The 19555-nt window shown below is 35.3% G+C and carries 23 protein-coding genes and 1 other annotated feature (1 of these 24 cut by a window edge); of the genes, 6 read left to right on the top strand and 17 right to left on the bottom strand.

The window, feature by feature from the left end; genetic code table 11:
• Positions 1 to 109: 109 nt before the first annotated feature.
• Together AN964_RS10880 and AN964_RS27275 are read left to right on the top strand one after the other, a co-directional pair.
• Entirely contained in the window at positions 110 to 1246 is a 1137-nt protein-coding gene (locus tag AN964_RS10880) for a DUF2515 family protein (RefSeq protein ID WP_055739695.1), read from the top strand.
• Positions 1143 to 1616 (top strand): CBO0543 family protein, encoded by a 474-nt coding sequence (locus AN964_RS27275; RefSeq protein ID WP_280513054.1) that lies wholly within the window; start codon positions 1143 to 1145, stop codon positions 1614 to 1616. The genes AN964_RS10880 and AN964_RS27275 overlap by 104 nt, the downstream gene beginning before the upstream one ends.
• On the opposite strand, the gene AN964_RS10875 is transcribed toward AN964_RS27275, so the two are convergent.
• The 4 genes from AN964_RS10875 to AN964_RS10860 all read right to left on the bottom strand — a co-directional run bounded on the left by AN964_RS10875 (position 1617) and on the right by AN964_RS10860 (position 4628).
• Positions 1617 to 2081, bottom strand: coding sequence for a GNAT family N-acetyltransferase (locus tag AN964_RS10875; RefSeq protein WP_055739694.1), 465 nt, complete (start codon positions 2079 to 2081; stop codon positions 1617 to 1619).
• Between the two features lie 36 nt (positions 2082 to 2117).
• Positions 2118 to 2702, bottom strand: a complete 585-nt coding sequence (locus tag AN964_RS10870; RefSeq protein ID WP_055739693.1) for a DUF2238 domain-containing protein — start codon at positions 2700 to 2702, stop codon at positions 2118 to 2120.
• 21 nt (positions 2703 to 2723) lie between these two features.
• Positions 2724 to 3290, bottom strand: coding sequence for a DUF2238 domain-containing protein (locus tag AN964_RS10865; RefSeq protein ID WP_055739692.1), 567 nt, complete (start codon positions 3288 to 3290; stop codon positions 2724 to 2726).
• Positions 3291 to 3383: 93 nt separating this feature from the next.
• Positions 3384 to 4628, bottom strand: coding sequence for an aminopeptidase P family protein (locus AN964_RS10860; RefSeq protein ID WP_055739691.1), 1245 nt, complete (start codon positions 4626 to 4628; stop codon positions 3384 to 3386).
• Positions 4629 to 4776: 148 nt separating this feature from the next.
• On the opposite strand from AN964_RS10860, the gene AN964_RS25510 reads away from it, so the two are divergent.
• Positions 4777 to 4935 carry a Fur-regulated basic protein FbpA gene (locus AN964_RS25510; protein ID WP_083489304.1) on the top strand — a complete coding sequence of 53 codons (159 nt, stop codon included), beginning with the start codon at positions 4777 to 4779 and terminating at the stop codon, positions 4933 to 4935.
• 55 nt (positions 4936 to 4990) lie between these two features.
• Here AN964_RS25510 and AN964_RS10855 read toward each other — a convergent pair whose 3' ends face one another.
• From AN964_RS10855 to AN964_RS10820, 8 genes are all read right to left on the bottom strand, one after another.
• Entirely contained in the window at positions 4991 to 6181 is a 1191-nt protein-coding gene (locus tag AN964_RS10855; RefSeq protein WP_055739690.1) for a S53 family peptidase, read from the bottom strand.
• A gap of 550 nt (positions 6182 to 6731) precedes the next feature.
• The gene (locus tag AN964_RS10850) at positions 6732 to 7718 is read right to left on the bottom strand and encodes an LLM class flavin-dependent oxidoreductase (RefSeq protein WP_055739689.1); all 987 of its coding nucleotides are present in this window, start codon (positions 7716 to 7718) and stop codon (positions 6732 to 6734) included.
• A complete protein-coding gene (locus tag AN964_RS10845; protein WP_055739688.1) occupies positions 7715 to 8011 on the bottom strand; it encodes a DUF3219 family protein in 297 nt (98 codons plus the stop codon). The genes AN964_RS10850 and AN964_RS10845 overlap by 4 nt, the downstream gene beginning before the upstream one ends.
• A gap of 355 nt (positions 8012 to 8366) precedes the next feature.
• Entirely contained in the window at positions 8367 to 8594 is a 228-nt protein-coding gene (locus AN964_RS10840) for an SHOCT domain-containing protein (RefSeq protein WP_152982370.1), read from the bottom strand.
• On the bottom strand, positions 8591 to 8995 hold the full coding sequence (locus AN964_RS10835; RefSeq protein WP_055739686.1) for a DUF6220 domain-containing protein: 405 nt from the start codon (positions 8993 to 8995) through the stop codon (positions 8591 to 8593). Before AN964_RS10835 ends, AN964_RS10840 begins: the two co-directional genes overlap by 4 nt.
• A 15-nt stretch (positions 8996 to 9010) precedes the next feature.
• A complete protein-coding gene (locus tag AN964_RS10830; RefSeq protein ID WP_055739685.1) occupies positions 9011 to 9511 on the bottom strand; it encodes a hypothetical protein in 501 nt (166 codons plus the stop codon).
• Between the two features lie 337 nt (positions 9512 to 9848).
• Positions 9849 to 10535 (bottom strand): response regulator transcription factor, encoded by a 687-nt coding sequence (locus AN964_RS10825; RefSeq protein WP_055739684.1) that lies wholly within the window; start codon positions 10533 to 10535, stop codon positions 9849 to 9851.
• Entirely contained in the window at positions 10532 to 11989 is a 1458-nt protein-coding gene (locus AN964_RS10820; RefSeq protein ID WP_055739683.1) for a sensor histidine kinase, read from the bottom strand. Before AN964_RS10820 ends, AN964_RS10825 begins: the two co-directional genes overlap by 4 nt.
• 167 nt (positions 11990 to 12156) lie before the next feature.
• On the opposite strand from AN964_RS10820, the gene AN964_RS10815 reads away from it, so the two are divergent.
• The 3 genes from AN964_RS10815 (at position 12157) to AN964_RS10805 (ending at position 14739) form a co-directional block, all read left to right on the top strand.
• A complete protein-coding gene (locus AN964_RS10815) occupies positions 12157 to 12852 on the top strand; it encodes a hypothetical protein (protein ID WP_055739682.1) in 696 nt (231 codons plus the stop codon).
• A gap of 111 nt (positions 12853 to 12963) precedes the next feature.
• Positions 12964 to 13812, top strand: coding sequence for a hypothetical protein (locus tag AN964_RS10810; protein WP_055739681.1), 849 nt, complete (start codon positions 12964 to 12966; stop codon positions 13810 to 13812).
• Between the two features lie 24 nt (positions 13813 to 13836).
• Positions 13837 to 14739 carry a VanW family protein gene (locus AN964_RS10805; RefSeq protein ID WP_055739680.1) on the top strand — a complete coding sequence of 301 codons (903 nt, stop codon included), beginning with the start codon at positions 13837 to 13839 and terminating at the stop codon, positions 14737 to 14739.
• Between the two features lie 51 nt (positions 14740 to 14790).
• Here AN964_RS10805 and AN964_RS27270 read toward each other — a convergent pair whose 3' ends face one another.
• The 5 genes from AN964_RS27270 to AN964_RS10785 form a co-directional block, all read right to left on the bottom strand.
• Positions 14791 to 14925, bottom strand: a complete 135-nt coding sequence (locus AN964_RS27270; protein WP_280513053.1) for a hypothetical protein — start codon at positions 14923 to 14925, stop codon at positions 14791 to 14793.
• A 198-nt stretch (positions 14926 to 15123) separates the two neighbouring features.
• Positions 15124 to 15411 (bottom strand): DUF6509 family protein, encoded by a 288-nt coding sequence (locus AN964_RS10800; RefSeq protein ID WP_055739679.1) that lies wholly within the window; start codon positions 15409 to 15411, stop codon positions 15124 to 15126.
• Between the two features lie 94 nt (positions 15412 to 15505).
• Positions 15506 to 17464: a GTP-binding protein gene (locus tag AN964_RS10795; protein WP_055739678.1), complete on the bottom strand. Its 1959-nt coding sequence runs from the start codon at positions 17462 to 17464 to the stop codon at positions 15506 to 15508.
• 260 nt (positions 17465 to 17724) lie between these two features.
• The gene (locus AN964_RS10790) at positions 17725 to 18351 is read right to left on the bottom strand and encodes an HAD family hydrolase (protein WP_055739677.1); all 627 of its coding nucleotides are present in this window, start codon (positions 18349 to 18351) and stop codon (positions 17725 to 17727) included.
• A gap of 22 nt (positions 18352 to 18373) precedes the next feature.
• Entirely contained in the window at positions 18374 to 19141 is a 768-nt protein-coding gene (locus tag AN964_RS10785) for a DeoR/GlpR family DNA-binding transcription regulator (protein ID WP_055739676.1), read from the bottom strand.
• Positions 19142 to 19408: 267 nt separating this feature from the next.
• Positions 19409 to 19555: a binding site (T-box leader), on the top strand (it continues 67 nt past the right edge of the window).

The raw sequence follows: 19555 nt of genomic DNA, 5'->3' as shown, positions 1-19555 counted from the left end.
TGTATCATGAATGTTGAAATGAATTAATAAACTGATTAATAACTTCCATGTTTAAATGTGGATATCCCGAATGACAACCTCTCCTAATGTAAAGGAGGTTAAATACCTAATGAAGCTACTACATCAAAAGAAACAACAACTTTCGGAACCACTAATTAACATCAAGCGTGAATTAAAGAAAAAAGGGAAATTATCCTTTGTAAATGAGCTTACAAACGGGGAAAGCTCGCTTATTCAACAGATTAGGCAGCAAACAAGCAGCTTAAACATTAATAATGTAACAAGAACAAAAGCATATCTGGAATTTTACAACCGGCACCCTGAAGTACACTGGGCTTTTCTCGGACATATGGTATCCAGGAATGGCGGCTGGAATATGACAGATTTAAAAGGCGGACTGCTCACCAGACTATTATCTAAAAAGGAAGCTGCTTCTTTTTTCGCTTTTTTAGAAAGGGGAAATTGGCTGATATTTCAAGATGTATTTCCCCAATTTTTACTTTATGAAGAAAGCTTAAAAAGAAACCAAAACTTGTTTTACTTATTGAGGCATCTAAATGTGTCCCTGTTTATGGAAGTGATTTGGAACTACTTTTGGGTTCAACATGATACTTATATCCTAACTGTTGCGCAAATTATTAATGAACAAAGCTATTTAGAATTAAGAGTAATGAAAAATCCAATTTATAAAAAGGAAATTTTCAGTTCCTTAGAATTTAAGCTTCAAGATTTACTCTCTATGAACCATATTTTATTTCCCTATTTTTTTCACCAACAGATAAAGTTAGTAGGTAAAACACTCCATCATTTTGAGTCCTTGCACGAACGAATTTTATTAGGGAAGCGGCTATATTCTATATTATTCAGTAATCAAAATCGCTTAAACATGTTAACAAAATGGGCAACTACTACTCCCCATACTGGTTCCAGAAAGGATTATTGGCCACATATTTTTAATGATGTGGACGAAGGACTTCCTGGAAGTATATTTAAACCAAAATTAAAATCATGCCAATTGCTACCGGGTGCAACGAAAATCTATAGTCCGAAACTTGAATTTGCTTGGAAAAATGTAGAGCATGGACCTGCAGAAAAAATAGACTGGTATAAAGACTGGAGAATTATTTATTACTTAATAGAAAATGACGAAAAGGCAGAGGATAAAATTGAAGAAGAATATTGTAAAACACTCGAAAGACTGGAGCTTGCTGCAAACACAAAAAAAGCAATCTCCCATTTCTATTAATGCTTTGTTATCAACAATATTTATTGGTGCCCTAATAGGAACCTATCTCGACTTATTTTTTGTCGGGAAAGGAATATACGTTTTTCCGAAGCGGCCATTGCCTAATGTATTCCAAATTAACGTAGCCTTTACTCTCTTTGGACTTCCTATTTTCATCTGTCTGTTTCTTTTCGTTAGCAATCTATTAAAATCTTGGCAAAAAATATGGTTCATTTTCATCATCAGTTTGTTTATGTCCGTTTTCGAACGAATATCGGAATCATTTGGTTTTTTTATTCATCTTGAATCCTGGAAACATACTTATTCTTTAATAGGATATATAATTTATTTATCTTTTATTTATATTTATTATCAGGCGTTGAATCATTAATCAGCCAAGCCTTTTCTCATATTCCACTAAGGTGAGCTGATGAGTCATCCTTTGTTCCCCAATGAAAAAATAACCTGCTTTTTCATAAAAATGGCGATTTCTCGCATTGTCCTTTTGTGTTTTTAAACTCCATATTGTTACATTAGGAAACATTTCTTCCATCATCTTCATGATTTTTGACCCGAATCCGCGGTTTTGCCATTTCGGGTTTAAACATAGCTGATTTAACAAATAATGATCCTCTGAAATTTTTCTAATATCAATGGAACCGGCTATTTCTTCATCGATAAAAATAGTATAGTGCTGTGAAATTAGAATCCTTTGAATGAAAGATATCAACGATTCAGCAGCAGGATTTGTCGCAAAGTCTCTATATTTTTCTAAGTCTGATTGAAAGGCTTGCTTTTGAATGTTTAACAATTCTTGTGCTTCCTCCATATTTGTTCGTGCGATTCTGATATTCATACAATCACCCTTAACTTTTTCGAACATTGTATGAAGTTATATTGTATTTTGCTTATTCAACTTCATCTTCGTTCTAATACCAGAGTATACCGCAATCACCAACCCTCCTAGAATATCCGCGATTAAATCAGTCATCGTATCTGTATTGCCACCGCCTTGCATCGTTGTTCCAAAAAATTGATCACAACTAAATTCATATGTTTCCCACAACACGCCGCCAAGTGCAGCAAATCCAAATGTAAATAAAAAGACAAACCAAGGAGAAATATCGTTTCCGGCATTTCGATGTACAAGCCTTTCATATAAGGCAATAGCCGTGAAAGCAAGAATACCGCCGCTAATAAAATGAATAAAGGTGTCCCACCAGCCGAGGCCATACCATCCACGAATCGAACCAAGGTATTGAGAACCAAATAAAAAAATAAAATAAGAAATGATAATAGGCAAATTTAATTTCAGCTTCGTGAAAATGGACAGAAATAACGGAATTGCACCGCAAACTACACCGCCAACAGCAACCCAAGCCTTTTTTGATTCTTCATTTGGAAAAAGGTAAAATGCCAAAATCCCCATAAAAACGATGTATAACAAACTTACGGTAATGACAATTTTTCGATTCACCTTATCACCTCAAAGAAATATTTAAACTCGCAGTTTTCGGACAGCACCGTAAATGGCAATCAATAATCCGCCAATAAGACCTGCAATCAAGTCAATCATCGTGTCCGTATTGCCGCCCCGCTGCATTGTCTGAGTTATGAATTGATCCCCTAAAAATTCATACACTTCCCATAATATGCCCGCTATAACTGCAAGAGACACAACAAAAAGAAAAATAATCCACCGAGAAATTTCAGGGCTCACCGATTTACGGATGAATACTTTTATTAAAGTAATGCCAATACAGCCAACAAATACCCCTTTGTACAGATGAAGAGCACTGTCCCACCAATTGTAGTGTAGATAAAAACTGGCAATGGAACCTAAATAAGTGGTGCAAAATAAAAATACATAATACGCAATGATTGTCGGTATATTAAAGGGATTTTCTTTTAGAAATAGTAAACATAGCGGAATAGCACCAACAATGATCCCGCCTAATGCTACTTGCCATCTGGAAGAGTCGCCTTTAATTAGATAAAATATCGTTAAAATGGCCATAAAAAGGATAAAAACAGTTGCTAGAAAGATGATAATCCATTTTTTCACTGCATGTCCTCCTTATAAAAAGCAAAAAAGATTTGGAGGTGTTCTTAAATAAAAACCCCTCTCTTGTATTATTCTTCAAGAGAGGGGAAATAATTATTTATTCATAAATGCTTCAATATCTTCAATGGAACGAATAATATCTTTGGAAAGATTTTCGTTACCGTTCTCTGTTACCAACACATCATCTTCAATACGAATGCCAATGCCTTCTTCTTCAATATATAGTCCTGGTTCCACTGTTAACACCATTCCTGGCTCTAAAACTTTATCACGGTAATTTCCAACATCATGTGTATCAAGACCTAATGAATGACTGACACCATGATAATAATATTTGCTGATCTCACTTTCTTCTTTAATTAAACCGAGCTTCATACATTCTTCTGCTAATACCTTTTTTGTATGTTCATTTAACTTGGTAAATGGAACACCGGGCTTAATAAGGTCTGTGGTTTCTCTTAATGCTCTTAAAACGATATTATAGAAAGTTTTTTGTCTTTCCGTAAATTTCCCATTTACAGGGAAAGTAAAACTAATATCTGCGCTATAGTAGTCATGCTGAGCACCTAAATCAAGGAGAACTAGGCTGCCATCTTCGGCTACCGCATCATTTTTATCATAATGAAGAACGGTTCCATTTTGGCCGCTCGCTACTATGGTAGGAAAAGCGAAATCTTTTACCCCTTCTGTTTTCAACACAAAGTCAAAATGTGCTTCAAGCTGGTATTCTTTCATTCCTGGCTTTGCATTGCTCATCAGGTTATAGATACCCTTTTTGGTAATTTCGATTGCCTGTTTTATTTTTTCAATTTCTTCCGTTTTTTTATAAAGTCTTAAATCACAAATAACAGGATAGACATTTTTTACTTGCAGGAATGGATAGTTGGTCTGAAGTTGTTTGACAAATTGCTGTGATTTCGTTGTTAAAGTATCTAATTCACTTCTTTCCAGATCTACATAGACATTTGCAGTTTGAAGAGAAGAGACAGTTCTGGCAAAAAAGGATTCGAATTGCTCGGTAAATTGAATATTTTCTACACCGGATAGATCTTTTGCTTCTTCTACCGAAATTGTTTTTCCTACCCATTTTTCTAAAACAGGATCAGATTTGACAATAAACAAGTATTCTTCTACCTTATTATCTCTTTTGACTGCAAGAAAAATATTATTCGGTTCATTAACACCTGTTACATAGTAAAAATTCCGATTCGGAACAAATTTATATGCTTCATCCGCTGATTTTTGAGGCGCTTTGCCGGCAAATAAAACGAGTATTGACTGATCCTCTAATTTTTCATATAAATTTTCACGATTATGTACAAAAAAATCTTTATTCATGATCATTTCTCTCCTCTGCAATTTCTATTATTTTTTTTATAATTTCATTATACTATACTATTTGAATTTTTTATAAATATTAAAACTGCAGGAGATGAATTAGAAACAGACAAATGGTAAAAGATAAAAGAGGAAAGGAGTCCAATATATGTCAAATATTATTCGCAACCCACTCGAAAAACGAAAACAAATTTATATTCAAAAATTGCTGGACGCAGGAATCTGCAAAGTTTCGGGGCGTCAATTATATAATCTCACTTTAAGTGAACTGGAAAATACGTATCAATCAAGACCACATCATGACTAAAAAGCAAAAACTCTGCATGAGGGCAGAGTTTTTGGCAACAATATCTATTAAACTATTATTTTGTATTTAAAACAGGGACCAATTGATTGGCGATTGGACTTCCGATCCCTGTTACAATATCATATCCTGCTTGAGCTGAATAACCATTACTTCCTGTTAAAATATCATGATAGTTTGTTTTGTATCCAATGCTGCCAGTTGTTCCAGCAAGGCTATAAATTTTATTCAAAACCTCTGAACTGGATAATGATTGTGAATGCCCTTCATTTGCTAATGCAATAAGGGCTCCCCATGCCGGTGCACTAAAGCTAGTGCCGCCAACCTGGAACCATCCTTGTTGTCCTTGATTCCTAGTACTAGTGTACACATATACACCTGTGTTAGGATCTGCATCAAATGCGACATCAGGTATTCCACGTTTCGAACCTACTACACTAGTCCAATTTGATTGATATACAGGTATACCTTCATAGGAGCTTAATGCACCACCTGAACCAGACCATGCAGATTCACCGGCATAATCTCCATTACTTGTTACACTTAGCGTTGTACCGCCAACTGCTACTACGTTTGGCGATGAGGCTGGCCAGGAGCTTCCTTGACCGTTGTCACCAGAGGATGCCAAATAGGTAATCCCGCTATGATTAAAGTGACTATCATATGATGCCTCCCCTGAAAATTCCGATCCTCCCCAACTGTTAGATACAATCGTTGCACCGTGGCTTGTTGCATAATCTTCTGCAACAAGTAAATCATTTATAGATGCTGATTTAGCTGAAACAACCAAGATTTTTGCATCAGGCGCAATAGCATGTGCCCATTCCACATCTAATGCTGTTTCCAGTGCCCAGCCTCCATCCGTTTTGGGTTTTCCTTGTGGATAGACAACTTCAATATTGGCTGCCGGAAGCCCAAATTGTTGATTAAAAACTTGCAAGTCATTTTCGATGGTTGGACTTCCGTATGCCTCGACTAGAGCTATTGTCTGGCCTTTTCCTGTTTTGTTTAAAAGATCAATACCATATGCCTTTTTAATATCTGTGGGGTTAAAAACACCAGTTACCGCATTGGGTTTTCCATTACCTGAGTTGTGCTTAAAGTGAATAGGATGCTGTGCTACTAAACTATCAAACTGGTTAGAATGCGTTACCGTTTGTGCACTCGCAGATGAGGATGCAGCAAAAACACCAAAGGAAACTAATGCAGCAGCAAATCCAAATTCAGCCTTTCTAAAAAACTTTTTCATTCGTTTTTTCCTCCCCTAAATTTAATTAAAAGACAAAAAATGGTGAATCTGTGAATAAATTTTAGTTTTTTCATATAGTAAAGTAAATGAATCTTTTGATTCATTTTCGGAATATACCGAATATTTATAATGCATGTACTTTAGTTCCTTTGCACTATGACAAATACGAGATAAAACCCAGCTTTATACTATAATGAGAAATAATAATCACAGATAAATAGCTGCCTATTTAATTGAATAAAATGAGAATGAAATAGAATATCAATATAATTTTTTGCTAAAATATGGTTTTTTAAAATAATCTTGTGCCGACTTCTCCTATCCATTCAGTTGGATTTATATATATGAATATTTTTATATTCACTTATTTCAATTTGAATGTGGTATCAAGTTTCCAATTTCCCCTTTCTTTTTACCTGGGTATTGTACCTTATTCGCAAAAAAAAATTTTTAAATTCCATATTACTCTCTGTCACCTTTAACATAAAAAAACGAAACTTCCAGTAAAAAAGGAATACTAGAAGCTCCGTTGTTTTAAATAAAGTATATTTTAGTCTAATAATGCATCTGCTAATAATTCATAAGAACGAATTTTATCGACGGAGGAATGTGTAATGGTTACTATCATTATTTCATCTGCTCCATTATGCGTCTGTAAATCCATTAGACGTTTCTTGACCTCCTGAGGATTTCCAACGATCATATTATTACTTTTTATTGATTCTGAATGGTCTTGTAAATAATTCTTCGCTTCGTCTAACGAAGGAATACCATTGTTTCCTTCTCCTCTCTCTTGCTGTAAAGACCAAACACGTGCACTCAATGCAATTTCTTCTGCTTTCTCTGTTGTTTCAGCGCATATAACAGTAACGGTCAGAATTACTTTTGGTGTTTGACCGGACTTTCGTGGCTTAAAAGCTTTCTTATATTGTTGAATAATTTCTTGACCGTCTTGATCGCTCATAAACATTCCAAAAGCATAAGCCATTCCATATTCCGCTGCAAGCAAGGCGCTTTTTTTGCTCGTACCAAGAAGCCAAGGTATGGGTGAAACAGTTGGAACTGGTGAGGCTTTTATTTTTTCATAGTCGTGCTCGGCAGGAAAATCATCATCAAGAAAATGCAGCAAATCCTTAATGAGGTTTGGCATCTGATATACATTTTGCAGAAAATTATCCGATAACGCATTTGTCACTTGGGCCGATCCGCCTGGCGCTCTTCCAATCCCAATATCGATGCGATCAGGAAACAGGGTTGCAAGCATATTAAAGATTTCGGCAACTTTATATGGCTTATAATGAGGCAAAAGAATAGCTCCAGAACCAATTCTTATATTGGATGTATTTGCTCCTATATAACTTAGCATCACCTCTGGTACGGAACATGCCAGTCCAGGAAGATCATGATGTTCTGCAATCCAATACCGTGTATATCCTAACCTTTCGCCCGCTTGCGCCAATTTAACTGAAGCTATTAAAGCATCTCTTGCAGACTGATTCGAAGAAATAGGAGCTTGATCTAAAATACTTAATTTCATCCCTTCCCACCGCTCTCTAATTCCAACAAACTGACTTTATAATCAGCAACCTGGTCTTCTTTATATAAATTTGTGATGGATGTGGAATATTGAGAAATACTTCCTCTAAATGATAAGCCCCTTTCCGGAACCTTCACATTGAATGTCTCTCTATACAGAAGTACGGCAATATCATGATACATTTCACTTGTGACTTTAAAATCAATCGTTATTTTCGTAAGATCATTTTGCTTTACTTCCTCATATTGTTCTACCTGAATAGTAGTATCGTCCAATATTATTTCTTTTACCAAGTAAGTCAACCCCCTTTTCGATTTGTACGAAAATAATAGCATTACACCCTATATAGAGCAACTTTACTGTTTTTAGTCCCTTCTAAAATTTTTTCAAACCAATACCGTCTTTAAGAGCAATGACAATGCCTGATTCTTCATTATTTTTTCTATGGCATTCTAATTTCTTCATAAAAAAATCCCTCCACAATAGACAGATTAGTATGATTACTTTTATCAGTCTATTGTCGAGGGAATTAATCAATTTACAAAAAACTATAATTTTGTAGATGAAGTTCGAATAAAGAACAAACTTCTTTTATAATCTAATATACATATCAAGAAAGTGGACAATAAATGAAATTGTCTTCCATCCTTATTTTATATTTTTTATTAATATTTCCTTTAGTTTTTCATATTCCTCCACTGAAATTTCTCCAGATGCAAGTCGCTTATCAAGAATTGAACATGCATCCGGATATTGTCGATTGGAACAATAGCCCCTTCTGCCACGCCACATTCTTATATTGGCAATGATTAAGCCAATCATTAATATAATAAATAGAAAACAAAATGGATAAAAATGTCCCCAATGATGCATCATGATTCACTCCTCGTGTTTTTTATTAATTTTATAGATTCCTGTACTACCACAATCGCTCTCCAGAATAAGAGCAATGCAATAACCGGATGAAGTGCCGATATATATGGTACTTTTCCTATAAGGATAGCAGTTACATACTGCAAAATAATCATTAAATACAAACTTGCACTTTGCCATTTCCACATCTTTGGTATTTTCCCGAAGAACGATAGAATGAACATTCCAACCGGAATAAATTCAAAAAATCGCACAAAGATTTCATGATATGACCAATTTCCAATATCGACAAAAATGGCAAATCCCGCTAAAAACACTTGAACAAATAAACCAATTAAAAAAAGTGTAGAGAAAATCGCAAATATGATTCTAATTATGTTTTTTCCGTATTTTTTTTGATTCAAAGGAATCTCCCTCCTTTACTTTCTTTTGATCATTCTTTTTCCCCATGGTTTGAATACAGAAATGACATACATCAATACCAACGAGATAATTTGCAAAAAAATTCCTGTCCAAAGATATGCTTGATTAATTAAACCATTTATATCAGATTCCTTAGCAATAATAGCTTGCATGGTCCATGAATACATTCCCCATAAATTTATTCCTACTGCAAGCAATGTCAGTCCTTCCTTTGCAAGTATCCAATAGTAACGAAATAATCCCCATTTCGTCCATATACACAGAAATATACCGGTTATGGTTGCTCCAATTGTCGATGCCCGAACAGATGTTTCGGATAAAATGTTCATTGCATGAAAACACATAATTGCTGTTTGCTGATCTCCTTCTGCCGCAATAATGCTGAAAATCAGAAAGGTTATCATATTCCCTAACATTATCGCTGCAAAAATAAGATGAAGTGTAACCAGCAGCTTTTTGGATTTTATTGAAAGCTTCAGTCCTTTCTCCCCCTTCATTCAAAATTTCTCTTCCAACAAGCTATATTGTAGGTGTGAAATATAAACCCGCTCTTAACCAATTCTTAAATATTTATTAAAACAAATGTGTTTAGTGCGTTGCTTATCTGTGTATGGATAAGTGAAAAAATGGAAGTGCATTTCACCTACGTCATCTTCGGCGAGACCCAAGGAAACACAACGAAGTAGTTTAAGGTTTTGATTCCATTACCCATAAGAAGGAGACTAGAAACGCGCTACCGATGGCTGTTTCCGCTAATAAATTTTCCACAAGGTTAACTGATAAATATAAAAAAGCCGCTCTTCACCTCTTTCAAGAGATAAAGAACGACTATTATCAACCCTTAAAGCGATACCCCGCTCCCCATACCGTTTCAATATACATTGGATTACCAGGATCCGCTTCTATTTTCTCTCGTATTTTCCGTACATGTACGGTGACTGTTGACGTATCTCCCATTGAATCCAAGCCCCAAATCCGCTCAAATAAATGCTCTTTGCTGAAAACTTGATTAGGGTGAATAGCTAGAAATATTAATAAGTCAAATTCTCGTGCAGTCAGAACAATTTCCTTTTCATGAACAAATACCTGTCTTGAAGCCTTGTTAATATAAAGCCCTCGGATTTGTAAATCATCAACAGGTGCTGATTTTCGAATGAGTCTTTCGAATCTGGCAAGATGCGCTTTCACTCTTGCAACAAGTTCACTTGGACTAAACGGTTTCACTATGTAATCATCGGCACCTAGACCGAACCCGCGTATTTTATCAATATCTTCATTTTTAGCAGTCACCATTAGAATAGGAATATCCGTTGTTTTTCTTAGTTTTTTACAAATCTCAAATCCGTTTCCATTAGGGATCATCAGATCTAGCAAAATTAAGTGAAAGTTCCCGTTAAGTGCCATTTCCACTGCATGTTTCCCGTCTTCTACAATAGATGCTTCAAAGCCTTCTATTTCTAAATAATCTCTTTCAAGTTCTGCAATGCTTTGATCGTCTTCGATGATTAATATTCTTTTCATTCGTAACCACCACCATCATTTTCGGGTTTCTTTAATGTGAAACGGATGGTTAGACCTTCTCCTGTAGATTGTTCTGCCCAAATTTCCCCTCCGTGCGCTTCAATAATCTGCGCTGCAATGGCTAATCCAAGACCGCTTCCGCCCGTTTTTGAATTTCTTGAAGGATCTGCCCTATAAAAACGATTGAAAATGCGGTTAATATCTTCGGATGAAACACCTGGGCCATTGTCCTTAACCGAGACACACACTTCTTTTCCCATATCCTGCAATGAAATCATTATTTTACAAATCTCTTTATTATTGTACTTCATACTATTTCGAATAATATTATTCATCACACGAATAAGCTTATCACGATCTACTAAAGCAGTTAATACATTATCCGCGATAAAAGAAACTTCCAAAGCTTGATTATTTTCCATTCTTAACTCTTCTATATAGTCCTCCAAAAAAGCATTCATTTTCACCTTCTCAAATTGAAACAGCACGCTTTTGACATCCAACTTGGAATATAAGGATAGTTCCTCAATTAAATGGGCCATATGCTCCGCTTTAGCGTGTATCGTATTAAGATAGCTCTGCAGCTTCTCTTTTGAATTTGCTACACCATCCATAATTCCTTCCACATAACCTCGAATGGAAGTAATAGGTGTTTTTAAATCGTGAGAAATATTTGCTATTAGTTCTTTGCGATTGTTTTCATATCGCTCTCTTAATTCCAAAGATTCTTTTAATTTCTCTCGCATCTGGTCAAAGCTTTTCACCAATTTTCCTAATTCATCCTTACTTGATGTCTCAAGATGAAAATCTAATTGTCCCTTACTGATTTTCTCAGCAGCAACAGATAATTGATTAACAGGTCTTAAGATACTTCTTGACATAAAGTAAGAAAGCAACGCATTCGTTCCGACTAGAATAAGCACTATGCCAAAAAAGATGAGCGGGAAATATCTTCTGGCAATTTGCATAAAATTGATGCCTTTATCAACTAAAAATATGGAACCTTCCATTCCATCTCTAAAGTAAAAGTCATGCTGTCTCATGGAATATTGCTTATGACCAATCCATACCACGGGATCATATCCTTCCTTACCGAACACTGGAAAGTCAGCGTTTGAAACATGCAGTACATATTTTGATTTATACAGAATCTTATTCCCTTTTCGAATAATGATACCCGAATGGTTTTTCTCCATATTTTTTGTTATCGATTCAATATAATGTTCATCTAATAGTTTTTCGGAATTTGTTGATGTAAGCTTAATGAGTTGATTGAATATGTTCGTATTCTTACTTGATTCCGGACGCTGCCAGCCTTGATGAAAATTACTGCCTAATATTTTTATATCTCCACTAAATACGATACCCAATAATAAAAAATAAAGGATTAACACGAAAATTGGCATCAACACCATTGCTGCATTGGAAATAAATAACCGTTTTCGAATGGACATTATTTCACCCTCTCCATTTTAAGACAATAATTTGAACAATAGCATCTATTTCTAAACGGAGAATAAACAAAATCTTAAATATTTATTAAATCGAATATATCATGTAAAAAGGGTTTTTTTTAAATCTTCTTGAAAGTATTAATAAATAACTTTTCGGAGGTTTATGAATGAAAAAAAGGTTTTACAATTTATTATTAAGGCTTCTTCTGTTCCCATCTCCATCAATAAACCTGTCACCTCATGAAAAAGAACAATTTGAGCTCCTCTTTGAAAGATTAGCTAAAGAGGACCTTCCTAAATTAGAATATAACTTGCCAATACCAAAATATAAGTTCTTATCCTACTTAGCTGAAAATAAACAGCTAATATTACATGGTTCAAATCATCCATCTATTCATACTTTTGAACCAAGGAACCAAACTCTTTTTAACGGTAAATCTGTCAACGCTGTTTTTGCAACGAAGGACCCCATATGGTCGATTTTTTATGCTGTTTTTCGAAAAGAAAGCGTTTATTCGAATTTTCGAAATGGCTGCATTCCTGCGGATAATAAACATAAATATCATTTTTATTCCTTGACCCATGAAACATTTCGGAACAATCCATGGACGAATGGGACCGTATATATTTTACCTCAGAAAACCTTTCAGCACGTTGAATCAGGAGCTATACACTTCGATGAATGGGTTAGTCAAGAACCCGTAACACCGATTGGAAAAATAGATGTGGAACCAGCAGACTTTTATTTTCTTTCCAAAGTTGCATCTCATCATGCAAAGGAACCTCTTCTAAAATCGTGGTTCCTTTATAAAATTCGAATTTTAACACAAAGAAAAGCCAAAAATATGGTAAAGATCAAATAAATATTTTATTTTTCCCCTTAACCATACTCTATTTCCATAATTTTTAAGCTATTCTTCTCGGTTAATAGTTAAAAATAATGGTAAATTCATGGAGGACTCGAGGAAACAAAAATGAGAATAATCGTTTATGTATTTATTTCGCTCTTTTTGGTTGGGGGTTTTGGTGTATCACCTACATATGCAGAAAATACGAATAACGAAGAATATCCTTTAGATTTTCACATTGAGATGCTTCATTGGGCAATGGTAAATGAATTGCTACCACGCTACTCTAAATTTACCGTTATTGATGTCGAAACAGGGAAAAGCTTTCGTGTTCAAAGACGAGCAGGACGATATCATGCGGATGTACAGCCATTAACGAGGAAAGATACTAAAATAATGAAGGAAATTTATAACGGTCATTGGAGCTGGAGAAGAAGGGCTATTCTTATACAAGCTGATAACAAATTAATTGCTGCGTCCATGCATGGAATGCCACACGGTGCCGGTGCATTGGATAATGGATTTAAAGGTCATTTTTGTATTCATTTTAAAGGCAGCGTAACTCATCGTTCCGAAAGATCAGACTTATCTCATCAGGTGATGATTAACAAAGCCGGTGGTACAATAGATGATTTCGTGCGTGATCTCTCACCAAATCAATTAACAACTACTTTTTTAGTATTTATTAAAAATGGTGATCCAGGCTTAGTTAACAAAGTGGCAATAACCAATAAAAAACAAGTTAAAAAAGAGCTCAAAAAAATGAAAAAAATTGAAGCGATAAACTGGAAACTTTTATCAGCTGATGAACCAGACCCTTTCGCATTGGAAGCAGAAATCCCAGTTGAAGTCAGTTTATTAGTTAAAAATATTGGACCAATAAAAGCAAATATCGATTTTCACCTAATACGAACATCACCAATTTCACCTTGGAAAATTAATATGGACCCATTGATGAAACTAACCAAGAAGTAAATGCATTTTTATGGAGGCCGAAATATGAAACTCTTCTTAAGCTTACTATTAATGTCCTTTTATCCTTCAGAAGAAAACAGCATTCATTTAAAATTAGATGGTACTACGATTGATACCGTCCAAAAATCTGATTTTGTTCTGCCTCCATTTCATCCAATCATAAATGAAGATAAATTCGATTTTTTTGTTGACCAGGTTGGAAAAAAGGCTTTTAAAAATCCAATTAATGCAACGATAGATGAAAATGGAAATATGATAAGCGAAATACCCGGATATAAGCTTGATCAAAATCAGTTTAAAGATATGTTTTATACCTCTTATTATCAAAAAGGATCTGCAACGTTTGAAGTCCCGCTCCAAACTCTCTATCCACGAGTAGATAGTGAGCTTCTCGAAAATTTGAGAGGGAAAAGCATTGGCCGATATGTTACCTATTTCAACAGCTCTAATAAAGAACGGACTCATAACATCCGTCTTGCTGCAAATGCTATTAATGGACATGTTATTTTTCCTGGTGAAACCTTTTCTTTTAATAAGGTAGTTGGAAAGCGTACCATTGCAAAAGGCTATCTTCCTGCTCCTGTCATTGTTCGGGGGGAACTTTCAGAAGGTATCGGCGGTGGAATTTGTCAAGTATCCTCCACTTTGTTCAATGCCGTTGACAAGGCAAGTGTCAAAATTACCGAACGCTATTCCCACAGCAGGCGTGTTCCATATGTTCCCCCTAACAGGGACGCGACTGTAAGCTGGTATGGACCTGATTTTAAATTTAAAAATCCTCACAATCAGCCCTTACTTATTCGTGCAAGGGTAATTGGAGGGCAATTATTCGTAGTTGTGTTATCTTCTGAAGATATTTACTACAAACCAAAGAATGTCCCGAGTGCCCCAAAGAAATTGCCAATAGAGGTAAGTCGGGAACATTAAAACTACTTAGTTTAAAACCAATTCTTAATAATTAACGTTGATTTTTTACGATTATCCCATTTTAACATTTTGTTGAAATGTTCGTCGGTAGCTTTTGATTTTGGCTGAAAGTTTTCGAGCTAAATTCTTTAACCATACAGCACTTTTTACAGTTTCCACCACTTTTTTTATTATCCTTAATTTCATCATGAGTCCTTCACCTCTTATAAAAAGTTAAAATGATAGAAAATAACCGGAAATGGGCTGAATTAAATGAACACAAAAAACCACAGAATTTTTTCACAACTCTGTGGTTGTCTTGCAATCATAATAAAAATTTTCCATTGCCCATACCATCAACATTTTAAAAGAGGAATAGAATCCGTTAGGGTGAGAGGCAATCTATTACATATCACTAATATGTTCTCTGCAAAAATCCTTTAATAATTTTTCCTCATCTTCTTCTAGTTCAAACTCAAGATAACGGTCTGTTACTTTTTCAAAAATATGATATTGGGCTACACGTGATTGGTTGCCTTCATCGACATATATAGCTTTTATATATAAACCGTTTTCGGAATATAGCTCATCATCTTCCGGGACTTCGATATTTAGTATAAATTCATAACGATCCCCGGATAAGATTCCTGTTGGATCCTCAAGTTGTTCGACTGTATGTCCAGTAATATCCATTTCTTACGTCCTTTCTTTTTCCTCTATTCATTTGTGTGATAACATCTTCATTATTATACACTTCAATTAGGAATAATAAATAACTTTTCACTTATTACTTCAGCAAATGCATTTTGCTTTCCGCCTCATCCCAAGGAACGGAATAACCTGCTCCTTTTGAACAAAAGATGGAGGAAGATGTGTATTCGGGATCAGCATTCTTATCATATTGGATCTTCTCCATTACTTCATTTTGATTATGACAAGGATAATAGCCTCCAAAAACAAGACTCATAGTCCCTCTTCCTTGCGTAAAGGAAGCTAGAATGGTTCCATAGTCCATAAAGGTCGCGACGGGAACCTTTCCACTGATTATTGCTTTATTTCCTGCCGTCTCTGGATTTTGAAAATTCCCATATGCACTTTGCACATCGGATAGAACTCTGCCCATTTGTTCTATATCTACCTTTATTTTAAAATCATAATAAGGCTCTAATAATTGGTTTTCTGCCTTCTCAAGTCCCTGTCGCAAAGCCCTTAAAGTTGCTTCTCGAAAATCCCCGCCGCTCGTATGTTTAATATGTGCTCGTCCGGTTAATAAAGTAATCTTAATATCTGTCAGTGCCGAGCCAGTGAGAATCCCTCGATGTTCTTTTTCAAATAGATGATGTCGAATCAAATTTTGGTAACTTACCTGCAAATCATCTGGGTGACAATCACTTACAAATCTCACTCCACTTTGTCTCTCGCCAGGTTCCAATCGAAGATGAACCTCGGCATAGTGCTTTAACGGCTCAAAATGCCCATACCCGACTACTTCTGAAGTAATCGTTTCCTTATATAAAATTTCAGGTTTTTCAAATAGCACTTTAAATCCAAACCGATCGTGAACAATTTGTTCAAGAACCTCGAGTTGAATGGTTCCCATTACATGAATATGAATTTCTTGAAATTTCTCCTCCCAAGCGACCATTAGGGAAGGATCTTCATCATCTAACATTCGAAAGCATTTTAATACTTCTTTCACATTTAAGGTAGGATCAAAAATTACCTTTGATTTAAGGGTTGGAATCATTTCATAGTGTGCCTTTTCCTGAATGCTGCCTAAGCCATCCCCAGCTGCAACAGCTGATAATCCAGTTAGAGCAAATACTTCACCTGCTTCTACCTTATCGACAATTTGAAACTTCCTTCCGTTATACTTTCTAATTTGAGTGACTTTTTCACTTATCTCTTGTTCATTATGATCGTAAGTTATTTCATCTCTAACCTTAAGTGTGCCGCTTAATGCTTTAATAAAAGTGGTTCTTGCTCCGCTTTCATCATATCGAATTTTATAAACTCTCCCGGAAAATGGTGTTTCTGCGACATAATCTGTAATTGTTAATATATCTAGTTTTTCTAAAAAGTCAGTGATACCAACATCCTGTAATGCGGATCCTGAAGCTAATGGAAAGATGGCATTGTTTTTTATCATCTGTTGCATTTCCGTCAGCCATGTCTTTTTCTCATAGCCACCCGCCATATAATCATCAAGCAAACATTCATTCCGCTCCGCCAAAAATTCTATTAATGGTTCGTCCATTTTACCATCTATAAAAGAGTTATCTATATGACAAACGTCTTCGGTTAAATTTATCCGTATTTCCTCTATTACTCTATGAATATCTGCACCGACACGATCTGTTTTATTAATAAAGAAAAAAGTAGGAATACAATGCTTTTTAAGCAAATTCCATACTGTCTCGGTATGTCCCTCAACGCCTTCAACTGCGCTAATGATGACAATTGCATAATCCATAACCTGAATGGCGCGCTCCATTTCCGGTGAAAAATCAACATGTCCTGGTGTATCAATTAATGTATAGTGTGACTCATGATAACGAAAAATAGCTTGATCAGCAAAAACAGTTATCCCCCTAGCTTTTTCAATTTCATGAGAATCTAAAAAAGCGTCTCTATGATCCACTCGTCCCCGCTGTGGAATGCTTTTTGTATGGAAAAGCAGTTGCTCTGCAAAAGTGGTCTTTCCCGCATCTACATGAGCTAAAATCCCAATTGTTTTATGTTTCATTGTGGCACCTCAATATGTCAAATCTTGTTGTATATCATTATAGCAAATACCACACTGCTTTATTAGATTGGAAGAATTTCTACAACTTAATCGATTGATAAACGTTTTTTCCGCTTCCCTTAATAACAATAAAATCTTCACAATTTGTAATGTTCCATTTCAGGAAGCTCCGGCATTATTCCCCCTCCTACATTACTTCGTTGTGTTTATTATTTCCTATTATTTCTTGCGTATTTATTTATGGGAATTAAAAAACTCTGTCAACTAGGACAGAGTGTTGATAAAATATCTGTAGGTTTGTAGAAAATATGGTCAGCTTCTTGGAATCCTTCAATATTTTTTGTCCCCCAATAAGCTAAACCAAAATCAGCTCCCGCTGATTTTGCACACTGCAGATCATATTGCGTGTCACCAATATAGATTGTTTCTTCCGGTTTCGATTTTAAATGGGTGATACATTTTTGCAGCGGTTCAGGATGGGGCTTATGTCTGTCGGTATCATCCGCACAAATATAATGATTAAAATAATCTGTTAAACCAAAAGGCTCGAATCCATCTATATATTCCTGCTTTGTTTTGGAGGTAACGATTCCAATTTTTACATCACAACAGGAAAGAAATAAGATAACCTCACGAAGACCAGAAAAAACCGAAATTTCGTTAAAATAACTCTCTCCAAGCTGGATCCAATTATGTAAAACTCGTTTTGGATTAGAGATAGGCAATAAGGATAAAGCGTTCTCTCCGGGAATCCCTAAGGCAAATCGTAAATCTTCCAAAGGAAACACAAGTCCTTCCATTTCCAATGCCTTTTGTAAGGACTTTAACACAACTATCTCTGTATCTAATATCGTTCCATCAATATCAAAAATGAAACATTTATACATGTGTGGCACCTCCCCAAATATTTTAGAACTCCCCTCTTGCTATAATCAGTTCAACTCCATGTTCCAGTATTTTTTCCATTATAGTTGGTTCTGGCTCTCTGTCTGTCACAATAGTATGAATTTGTTCAAATCCCGCCAACTTGAAAAACCTTCTCTTTTCGAACTTGGAGTGATCCGCAAGTACAATGACCTGATCCGCTCTGCGCATAGCTTCATTAATCAAAGAACTTTCCTCTTCAAATGGAGTGGTTAGTCCATCAAAGGAAATTCCGCATGAACCTATAAACGTTTTATCCACATGATATTTTTCCATCATTTGCGTAGCCTGGGCCCCATAAATAAAGCGTTGATCATTATGCATTAAGCCGCCAAGTAAATGAATGCGGATGTTTTCCTTTTGGGTTAATAGTCCTGCGGTGTCAATCGCATTCGTGACAACAACGTTATTTTTTGAGGATAGATACTCCATTGCTTGCCGTACGGTTGTGGAATTATCTGCAAATAGATAATCACCATCCATAATAAGGGAAGCGGCTTGTTTTCCAATCATCCTTTTTAAAGGCATTTCCGATAACATTCTTTCTTCGTAATTAGGTGTTTCTTTTGATAATGAAGGCAGTAATGCTGCTCCACGTGTACGGATAATCTTCCCTTGCTCTTCTAGCTTTACAATATCTCTGCGTGCAGTATCTCTCGAAACATCAAAATGTTCACATATTTCCTCTACACTAATTCGTTGATTTTTTTCTAAAAATTGAAGTATGGATATTAATCGCTCATCCTGAAACATACATTTCCTCCAAAAGCACTCTTTAGGTAAGTGAAATTAAGTGATTTTAAGTTAATATAAGTGATATCTTTATTATATTCCTTACAGGTTGAGAGTCAATCATTTAAATAAATATTTGCAAAATAATTATTTTTAGTTAAAATATCTTTTAAATCAAAAAAATAAATTGACATAGGAAAATCATCTTGCTATATTAATAGACATACTTTATTACTTAAAAGCACAAACGTCCGAAAGATAGTATATTAATTTAGAATATTTCATATAATAAATGCTTGGAAGGGAACAAAGTAGTTCTTGCATGTTGCTTAAAGAGAGCTGATGGTTGGTGAAAATCAGTACACTTGCAAGGAGCGAATTTCATTCTTGGAGCAGCTTATTCAGCGTAGAATAAGACGGTTATCAATCGTTAAA

The organism is Heyndrickxia shackletonii, from assembly GCF_001420715.1.
GTDB classification, from domain to species: domain Bacteria; phylum Bacillota; class Bacilli; order Bacillales; family Bacillaceae_C; genus Margalitia; species Margalitia shackletonii.
This window is presented reverse-complemented; position numbering and strand designations above follow the sequence as displayed.

Bases quoted from the DNA above. Each gene is read 5' to 3' on its own strand.
- AN964_RS10880 (WP_055739695.1), top strand. From the start codon at position 110: ATGAAGCTACTACATCAAAAGAAACAACAACTTTCGGAACCACTAATT.
- AN964_RS27275 (WP_280513054.1), top strand. From the start codon at position 1,143: ATGACGAAAAGGCAGAGGATAAAATTGAAGAAGAATATTGTAAAACAC.
- AN964_RS10875 (WP_055739694.1), bottom strand. From the start codon at position 2,081: ATGAATATCAGAATCGCACGAACAAATATGGAGGAAGCACAAGAATTG.
- AN964_RS10860 (WP_055739691.1), bottom strand. From the start codon at position 4,628: ATGAATAAAGATTTTTTTGTACATAATCGTGAAAATTTATATGAAAAA.
- AN964_RS25510 (WP_083489304.1), top strand. From the start codon at position 4,777: ATGTCAAATATTATTCGCAACCCACTCGAAAAACGAAAACAAATTTAT.
- AN964_RS10855 (WP_055739690.1), bottom strand. From the start codon at position 6,181: ATGAAAAAGTTTTTTAGAAAGGCTGAATTTGGATTTGCTGCTGCATTA.
- AN964_RS10850 (WP_055739689.1), bottom strand. From the start codon at position 7,718: ATGAAATTAAGTATTTTAGATCAAGCTCCTATTTCTTCGAATCAGTCT.
- AN964_RS10840 (WP_152982370.1), bottom strand. From the start codon at position 8,594: ATGATGCATCATTGGGGACATTTTTATCCATTTTGTTTTCTATTTATT.
- AN964_RS10830 (WP_055739685.1), bottom strand. From the start codon at position 9,511: ATGAAGGGGGAGAAAGGACTGAAGCTTTCAATAAAATCCAAAAAGCTG.
- AN964_RS10825 (WP_055739684.1), bottom strand. From the start codon at position 10,535: ATGAAAAGAATATTAATCATCGAAGACGATCAAAGCATTGCAGAACTT.
- AN964_RS10820 (WP_055739683.1), bottom strand. From the start codon at position 11,989: ATGTCCATTCGAAAACGGTTATTTATTTCCAATGCAGCAATGGTGTTG.
- AN964_RS10815 (WP_055739682.1), top strand. From the start codon at position 12,157: ATGAAAAAAAGGTTTTACAATTTATTATTAAGGCTTCTTCTGTTCCCA.
- AN964_RS10810 (WP_055739681.1), top strand. From the start codon at position 12,964: ATGAGAATAATCGTTTATGTATTTATTTCGCTCTTTTTGGTTGGGGGT.
- AN964_RS10805 (WP_055739680.1), top strand. From the start codon at position 13,837: ATGAAACTCTTCTTAAGCTTACTATTAATGTCCTTTTATCCTTCAGAA.
- AN964_RS27270 (WP_280513053.1), bottom strand. From the start codon at position 14,925: ATGAAATTAAGGATAATAAAAAAAGTGGTGGAAACTGTAAAAAGTGCT.
- AN964_RS10800 (WP_055739679.1), bottom strand. From the start codon at position 15,411: ATGGATATTACTGGACATACAGTCGAACAACTTGAGGATCCAACAGGA.
- AN964_RS10795 (WP_055739678.1), bottom strand. From the start codon at position 17,464: ATGAAACATAAAACAATTGGGATTTTAGCTCATGTAGATGCGGGAAAG.
- AN964_RS10790 (WP_055739677.1), bottom strand. From the start codon at position 18,351: ATGTATAAATGTTTCATTTTTGATATTGATGGAACGATATTAGATACA.
- AN964_RS10785 (WP_055739676.1), bottom strand. From the start codon at position 19,141: ATGTTTCAGGATGAGCGATTAATATCCATACTTCAATTTTTAGAAAAA.